Consider the following 6,816-nt stretch of genomic DNA (forward strand, 5'->3'; position numbering starts at 1 on the left):
ACCTCGGGACCAGGTGACAATGCCTTTCATGCAGAGCAGCTTACCAAATTCTCCAGAATCGACGGCTTGTTTCATGCGCTTGGACGAAGGATTGTAACGGTTTTGAAATATAACCCCCAATTGTACGTCCGTATGCTCTCTTGCCGCAGCCAGCATCGTTTGGGCAGAAGCTTTGTTCTCCGCCATCGGCTTCTCTGTCAGTACATGTTTGCCTGCTCTCAAAGCATCCACCGTCATCGGAGCATGCAAATAGTGGCCTGTACAAATATGAACCACTTGAATATCATCGCGCTTCAGCATTTCCTTGTAGTCGGTGTAATAATCGCAGCCGTACTCCGCCGCCACTTTTTTAGCCAAACTTTCGTTTACGTCCACAACGGCCTTTAATTGTGCCAGCTCCAATCCTGCGATCGCTTTCAAATGGACGCTTGAAATAGAACCGCAGCCGATAATTGCTGTTCCCAATGATTTCACGTTTTTCACCTGATTTCCTAAAGGTTGCGTGTGTAGAAATTTAAAACACGCTTTAATTCACATTTTATAATGAGGTATAATAAAAACAAATTCCTTGCACGAATTGCCGTATTTATTGCTTTTTTTGACTTTTTGTCTGGAGGTGTACATCCATGCGTATTTCCCATGAAATAAAAGGTATTCAATACGGCCACAGGCGTACGGAGCACCCTCCGAAAATGGATTTCCATCTGCACGACCAGTTCGAAATTTATTTCTTTATTAGCGGTGACGTCCATTATTTTATTGAGAAGAAGGTCTACTCCCTCGCCTACGGCGACCTGCTTATTATGAATAATCGGGAGCTGCACAAAGCGACTTTCCAATCGGATGCCCCTTATGAAAATATTGTGATTCATTTCGATCCCGAAATCATCAAGCAGCTTACATCCACCTTCTCCTTTGACCTGCTCAACTGCTTTACGAACCGTCCGCAGGGGGAACAAAATAAAATCCAGCTTCATCCCCATCAATTGGACGAGCTGTTGGTCTTGTATCAAAAGATGGATTCGTTATTCCGGCAGCCTTCCGATGGCTCGGATATATTACTCTCGGCTTATACTATAGAGCTGCTGGTGCTGCTAAATCGCGCCTTCCTACATAACTTGTCTCCGATGCCTTCGACCATCGTTTCGGAGAAGCTCGCGCCGGTGCTCGATTTTATCGATCATCATCTCGATCACGATTTATCTTTGGAGGCATTGGAACAGCAGTTTTTCATGAACCGCTACTACTTAAGCCGGCTGTTCCGCCGCAGTATCGGAAGTACGATTCACGAGTACATTTTGCTCAAGCGTATTGCTCGAGCTAAGAAGCTTCTGTATGAGGGGCATAACGTTACCGATACATGCCAGTTATCAGGATTTAACGATTACTCCAATTTTATACGTATGTTCAAGCGGATTGTAGGCGTTCCACCGGGACAATATCGAAAGCAGGTATAGCCCTAACTTCAGGTGTAAGATCTTTCCTGACTATTGACGAAAAGCTGTACTGCATAGTAAGATGGTCCGAGGTTATTCGTCTATTCCGATGCCCTTACTCCATCTTTTTACAAAGGAAGCTGCCGTCGTGAATCTTAAAATTATAGCTATCTGCTTATACTTAATGCTAATTTATTGGATTTCCCAACATATCCCTAGCGTCAAAATGATTTTTTATCCTACGCTGGGCGCTTTCTCTTACTTATTCATCACCCGAGCCTTTTCCTTTAAAGATTTTGGCAAGATGATTGCCGGCGCGTCCGCAGCCTCATTGATCAGTTCAGCTCTCTACTTATCTCATACAGGGATGATTTCATTTTTGGCATCTACATTGCTGACGATTATATTGATCCAAAAATTTAAATTAAATGCTCCGCCTGTGCTAGCCATCGCTCTTGTCCCTTATTTTGCCCAACCGGAGCATCTGTGGACGCTGCCTCTAGCCGTACTAATTTCCTTAAGCGGTTTGCTGCTGCTTCTGTCGCTTACTCAGCTTATCGAAATATTAGCCGTTAAGAAGGAGTTCCCTTGGGGGAAAAGAAAAAGCAGCTCCATGGATACGAGCAGCTGATTATCCTTCCATCTTTGTTGTTAGGATAAAGCCTATACCATTCACAGCCTGATGAAGAGAATTCTCTTGATCAGGCTTTTTTGTGTCTTGTTGTCCAATTCGTACTGCACAAGCACGCATCAAATTGGAAATTCGGGAAACATTAAGCATACATCTTTTTTCAAAAAAGAGGTACTTATGGGAATTTTCAAAAAATGGGCGTCCCATCGGCAGCATCATAATCCGAAAGCAGAGAGTCAGAAGCAACCCGATGATCATGATACGAAGCTGTCTAATCAGTTGGAATCCAATCTCCAATTGATCCGCTCCCGTTTGGGATCAAGCTCCGATATCGTCATCCGACAGCTGTCGAACCGGGTTCACTTGCATTTTGCGTTAATTTATGTTGACGGGCTGGTAGACACCCCTACAGTAAATCAGATGATTGCCGAAATCTCAAAGCTATCGGAGCTAGAACCGACTCCTACCGACATAAACGATTTCTATCAATTTCTCAAGCAGCAAGCGATTGCTGTCGGCGGATTGAAAGAAGCTCTTAAGCTGGATGAAATCTATCGTGCTCTATTTAACGGCATGACCGTCATTTTGTTGGATGGCTGCTGCATTGCGCTGACTGCGGACACCGTGGGCGGGAATATCCGGGGCGTTGAGGAACCAAGCTCTCAGACTGTAATCCGAGGGCCCAAGGAAGGCTTCACCGAAAATTTACGGATTAACACCGCGCTTATACGCCGTAAAATCAAATCGCCTGAGCTTCGTATCGATGTGAAGATCATTGGAACCACAACGCAGACTAATGTCGCGGTCATTTATTTGGATGGAGTAGCCAATGATCAGGTTGTTGCAGAAATCCATGAGCGCCTTGCTGCCATTAATACGGACAGCATTCTGGAAAGCGGGTATATTGAGGAGTTTATCGAGGATTCCCCTTATTCGACCTTTCCAACGATCATGAACACCGAGCGCCCGGATGCGGCTGCAGCCGGAATATTAGAAGGTCAAGTGGTCATTATCGTCGAGGGGACGCCTTTTGTCCTGCTGGCGCCGGTCACCTTCTTTAAATTTTTTCAGTCTAGCGAGGACTATTACCAAAGGTACGATATCGCATCGTTCTTAAGACTGATTCGCTTCGGCTCCTTTATCATTTCAATGCTTCTGCCGTCACTTTATATAGCGATAACGACGTTTCACCAGGAGATGCTGCCGACTACGCTGCTGATAGGGCTTGCTGCCCAACGGGAAGGCGTGCCGTTCCCCGCTTTGATCGAGGCGCTGCTGATGGAGCTCACGTTCGAGGTGCTTCGCGAGGCGGGCGTACGAATGCCACGGGTCATCGGACCGGCCATCTCGATAGTAGGGGCACTGGTTCTAGGGCAGGCTGCGGTACAAGCGGGCTTAGTCTCGGGGGCGATGGTCATCGTAGTGTCTTTTACGGCGATTTCCAACTTTGTCATTCCGGCCATTAATATGGCTATTGCGGCACGCCTAATCCGCTTCTCACTCATGATCCTAGGCGCAACTCTCGGACTGTTCGGCATCATGTCCTGCTTGATGGTGCTGCTTATTCATATGGCAAGCCTGCGTTCCTTCGGCATTCCATACTTAATGCCCATAGCTCCACTTGTTAAGCAAAACCTGAAGGACACTTTCGTTCGCGCACCTTGGTGGAAAATGAATACGCGGCCCAACCTAATCTCCAAAAATTCTGTCCGTGAGGGACCTAACCAACAACCGGAGCCACCAAGGCCAAAATCAGAGTCATAAAACAGAGGGAGGAGGACTCATGATCCAAAAAATATCATCGCTTCAAGGAATCCTCCTTGTCATGAGCTCCATCATCCCTACTGCTATATTGACGGTTCCGAATATTGTGGTTCAATTCACCAATCAGGATTCGTGGATCTCCATAGCAATTGCAAGCTTTGTCGGCATCGGTGTCGCTTTTGTAATCGGTCTGATCTGTAGACAAAACTCGACCATGCCTTTTGTGGATTGGTTATCCCAGCGACTTGGAACTAAGGTCGGCATGGGCATCGGCATCCTGCTGACTTACTATTACTTTAATACAACTTTAATCATCATTCGCGAATTCGTTAACTTCTTGGCAGAAAATGTGCTGACCAAAACGCCGATCTACGTTCTGCTCATCGTTACGATGGCCGTGGTCATGTACGCCGTAGGCAGTGGAATCGAAGTGATCGCCCGAATCAATATGATCGTTTTTATACTCTCCGTCGCCTTTTTGTTTATTACAGCCATTCTGCTGATAAAGGACGTTCATCCCAAATTCCTGTTTCCCGTCTGGGATCATTCTTTCTCCAAAATCGTACAAGGCAGCTTCATTCCATTTAGCTGGCTTTCCGAGGTATCTATCCTGCTGCTGATAGCACCTTTTTTGACCCATTCGGCAGAAGCAGGGAAGGTCGGCATGTGGGGGATTATCTTTACGGGAGCGGAGCTTGGACTCATCGTAGTTGCAGCCGTGACCTTGTTTGGTCCGCGGCTTGTTTCGCTTATGGCCTATCCTACCTTTAATGTTATAGGTATTATCCAGCTAGGCAGCTTTATGGAACGAATCGATATCCTGTTTATTTCTATCTGGATCTGTTTGATGTATATCAAAATATCGATTTTTATGTTCGGAGCCTTTCACTGCTTTATCCGAACGTGCCGAATTCGTAACGAGAAGCCGTTTTTATTTTCAGTGGGTCTATTCGCTCTATTGAGCACTTATTATTTTTGGCCTAAGTCCTCGAACTTCATGTACTTCACTAAATATCCGTTAGCCCCGTATTTAGTGACCTTCAATGTTTTACTGCCGCTTCTGATTTGGCTTTGCCTATGCGTATTCAAGCCTAAAGCCATGGGAGGAGGAACGCTTCCATGAAAAAAGCCTTTGTCTTATCCTGTCTTCTCATTTGGCTATGTGTTCCTTTATCCGGATGCTGGAACCGGACCGAATTGAACGAGCTATCGATAACGTCGGCAACCAGTATGGACATAGAGGGGGATGATTGGATCGTATCCTATCAAGTGATCATTCCTTCTGCCATATCATCCGGCACCGGCATTACTGGAAGCGGAAGCTCCCAATCGCCTATCACTGTCTTCTCCACCCGAGGACGCACCATCCGAGATGCGGTGAACCAGAGCACGACGGAAACGCCCCGGCAGCTCTTTTTCGCACACAATAACATTCTCATTCTCAGCGAGGAGGTGGCGCGCCGCGGAGTGAGCCAAATTCTCGACCTGCATTACCGCAATCCGGATGCTCGCGAAACGGTAAGTATGCTGATTACGAAAGGCAAAGCCAGAACCATTCTTGAGCAGTTAAGCCACGTAGAGAAAATCCCAGGTCAAAGTATGCGTCAAATTATTTTCAACGAAACCCGCAATTCCTCTATGGTACCAGGCGTGATGATGTACGAGCTGGCACTGTCTTTGACCAGCGATGCCAAGAGCGGCGTAATTCCCGAAATTCTGCTTAGCGGCGGTCTTGGCGAAACCTCCATGGAGTCGCTCAAAAAAACGACATACAATTCGAAAATAAGGCTAGGGGATCTGGCGGTTATGAAGGAGGATAAGCTGGCAGGCTGGATTACACAGGAACAGGGACTCGGGGTATCCTTTCTTAGGGACAAAGTAAAATCGACCATCCTGTCATTCAACTGCAAGCCGATGGATCATCAATCGTACAACTCTTCCTTTCGGCTGTTGTCATCCTCCACCAAGCTGCGTCCCACCAAGGAGAACGGACACTTTATCATGGATATCGATATTAAAGGGGACGGACATCTGCTAGAGAGCGACTGCAATCTGGACCTGTCCGATCCGGAGGTAGTCCACCAGCTTGAAATGCAGCTTCAGAAGGAGGTTACACTAATGATTAAAACGTCATGGCAAGCCGTTCGGAAGCTCCGGGTAGACATTCTGGGCTTCGCGGATATCATTCATCGAACCTACCCTAAGGAATGGAAAACACTAAAAGATCGATGGGAATCGGAGTTTGTCCAAATAGAGCTGAAGCCACACGTAAAAATTTCTATAGATCGGGTAGGACTTAGCAATAAGTCGTTTAGGAATTTGAACAAAGATGATAAAGATTGATGCCTAGATGACTGTATTCTTATGGGTCGCGTTCTACGCTCTTGTTCTTTATCTCGGAATCCGCTCTATATCTGCAAAGGGTCCTGTGAGGGAGATCCTGTTGTATGCCTGCATAATCGGATGGTGCGCTTATTTAAGCTTGGGGAAGCTATACGGATGGCCGCAGCTGTCCGTTGTCGCCCCCATCCATGCCGTATTTTTGCCTGTAGGCAAATGGTTAGAACAACTTATGGGAGGGTAGCCAGCCTGATGACAATGAACATCGAACGCATATCCAAAAACCAGATCGCCTACATGATGGTCCTGTTCGAAATCGGCAGCACCCCCTTGTTTTTCATAGGTAGTAAGGCCAAGCAGGATGCATGGCTGGCGATGGCCTGCGCTGCGATATTCGGACTGCTGCTTGTGTGGTTATTTGTATTGATCCAGCGCAGAGAGCCTGAACACAATCTGATACAAATGTTGACCCTGTATTATGGCCGCACCCTCGGCTCAATCCTCGGACTGCTGTACATCCTTTACTTCAGCTATGAATCGATGCGAAACGTAAGGGATTTCGGAGAATTGATGTCTTTGACGCTGCTCACAAGAACCCCATTAACCGTGACCATGGTCACTATTGTTCTAATAGGAGGGTACGGC

At 46.7% G+C, this 6,816-nt stretch carries 8 protein-coding genes; 7 read left to right on the plus strand and 1 reads right to left on the minus strand.

The features are described 5' to 3' along the window. On the minus strand, positions 1-474 hold a 474-nt coding region (locus BP97_RS0130705), incomplete at its 3' end, for a Gfo/Idh/MocA family protein (RefSeq protein ID WP_028552522.1). A 152-nt stretch (positions 475-626) separates the two neighbouring features. Here BP97_RS0130705 and BP97_RS0130710 point away from each other — a divergent pair. From BP97_RS0130710 to BP97_RS40820, 7 genes are all read left to right on the plus strand, one after another. Beyond that, positions 627-1,457: a helix-turn-helix domain-containing protein gene (locus BP97_RS0130710; RefSeq protein ID WP_028552523.1), complete on the plus strand. Its 831-nt coding sequence runs from the start codon at positions 627-629 to the stop codon at positions 1,455-1,457. Between the two features lie 127 nt (positions 1,458-1,584). Beyond that, on the plus strand, positions 1,585-2,067 hold the full coding sequence (locus BP97_RS38020) for a hypothetical protein (protein WP_051621070.1): 483 nt from the start codon (positions 1,585-1,587) through the stop codon (positions 2,065-2,067). Between the two features lie 177 nt (positions 2,068-2,244). Next, positions 2,245-3,831 (plus strand): spore germination protein, encoded by a 1,587-nt coding sequence (locus BP97_RS0130720; protein ID WP_051621071.1) that lies wholly within the window; start codon positions 2,245-2,247, stop codon positions 3,829-3,831. 19 nt (positions 3,832-3,850) lie between these two features. Continuing rightward, a complete protein-coding gene (locus BP97_RS38025; protein ID WP_036746863.1) occupies positions 3,851-4,954 on the plus strand; it encodes a GerAB/ArcD/ProY family transporter in 1,104 nt (367 codons plus the stop codon). Next, on the plus strand, positions 4,951-6,174 hold the full coding sequence (locus BP97_RS0130730; protein ID WP_028552525.1) for a Ger(x)C family spore germination protein: 1,224 nt from the start codon (positions 4,951-4,953) through the stop codon (positions 6,172-6,174). The genes BP97_RS38025 and BP97_RS0130730 overlap by 4 nt, the downstream gene beginning before the upstream one ends. A gap of 7 nt (positions 6,175-6,181) precedes the next feature. Beyond that, on the plus strand, positions 6,182-6,415 hold the full coding sequence (locus BP97_RS40815; RefSeq protein WP_197035568.1) for a hypothetical protein: 234 nt from the start codon (positions 6,182-6,184) through the stop codon (positions 6,413-6,415). 8 nt (positions 6,416-6,423) lie between these two features. Then, positions 6,424-6,816: GerAB/ArcD/ProY family transporter (locus BP97_RS40820; protein WP_197035569.1), on the plus strand; the 393-nt coding region annotated here is incomplete at its 3' end.

Source organism: Paenibacillus sp. UNC451MF, assembly GCF_000686845.1.
In the GTDB taxonomy this organism is placed as follows: domain Bacteria; phylum Bacillota; class Bacilli; order Paenibacillales; family NBRC-103111; genus Paenibacillus_S.